This is a genomic window from Lysinibacillus boronitolerans JCM 21713 = 10a = NBRC 103108, from assembly GCF_000772935.1.
GTDB classification, from domain to species: domain Bacteria; phylum Bacillota; class Bacilli; order Bacillales_A; family Planococcaceae; genus Lysinibacillus; species Lysinibacillus boronitolerans.
On record NZ_JPVR01000031.1, the window covers coordinates 1 to 1,277 of the forward strand.

Genomic DNA, 1,277 nt, shown 5'->3' on the forward strand with positions numbered 1-1,277 from the left:
GTTCAAAGAAAAAAGGTATACCACAACTCATACGTAACGCACAAGCAACTGAAAAATTCTTTGCTTCAATTTGATATTTATGCAAATCGTCTGGTAAAACAATCATTCTACCATTCGTTAAATCTGAAGCTACTAACTTAAGTGAATCTTTAGGCAGGTCACCAAAAGTATATACGCCTTTTGCTGCTAGCTTTTGGAAAAACCATTTTTCTAATGCCTTTCCTTTATAGAGACCTAAATGATTATAAACATTTACCCATTTCATAAATGGAAAAGGTAAAAATGTTCTTCTTGGATCAAGTAATGAAGGAACATCTAACTCTTCTAGCATCATTTCTATCTCTTTTCCACTATATCCTGCAGCAATAAAGGCAGCTAAAATGGCACCTGCACTTGTACCAGCTACACGTTTAAATCGAAAATGTTCAGCTTCTAGTACTTGATATGCCCCTACTAATGCAAAGCCCTTCAAACCGCCACCAGAAAACACGCCATCAATCCACAAAATTTCCTCTCCTTTTTGATGTAATCTTTACATTATAAGGATGAAAAATGATGAATAGAACTAAAATTTCTACTTTATTGACGATACCTATGTACATAGCAGCAAACTTTAATGATGAGCCTAGCTAAAATTCGATTTCAGTATTCTATATAGAAAGTACTGATTATAAAAAAATGAAGATAACATGGTGATAATTTCTATTTTAAGAAGTCTCTAATGCTACTTAAATGGTAATGTATGTTGCAACAATAATCCCAGTTTTTATAATTCGAACAGTTGCAAAGTGTAGAACCTATTTTTGACTATAATATAAAAGTTCTTAAGCTTCCCAACAATATTGAGCTTAAATTAAAACCCTTACCTATATTTATTAACTATGTCTAATAAAGCCTACTGGTGATTGATATAAAGCGCTGGAGGAGAATCTGTGTTTACTGCCTTCTATGAACAGTTTCATTTATTCTTTCATTTTATCTTTTGGTTGTTTTCATCAACTGTATTTATACAGTATCCCCACTTTACAATTGATGATTGCTATATTTAATTGGTCATAAAAGTTGCGGAACGCAACATATGAAGATGATCCACTAATGTTGTTGTTTTCATAACTTTTAAATTTTTTCTTTCACTGAAGACTTATTTTTTAATTGCCTTAGCTAAGAGTTTTCTAAGCCCTCCAACATAGTGCTAAGGTTACAATAAATATAAAAAAACAGCCAGCACACAGCTGACTGTTTTGTTTGCCTAGCGACGTCCTACTCTCACAGGGGGA

At 32.8% G+C, this 1,277-nt stretch carries 1 protein-coding gene; it reads right to left on the reverse strand.

Going from position 1 to position 1,277, the window contains the following annotated elements:
- The coding region (locus CD31_RS00275) for a patatin-like phospholipase family protein (RefSeq protein ID WP_036074788.1) at positions 1-505 on the reverse strand (505 nt) is incomplete at its 3' end.
- Positions 506-1,277: the final 772 nt, after the last annotated feature.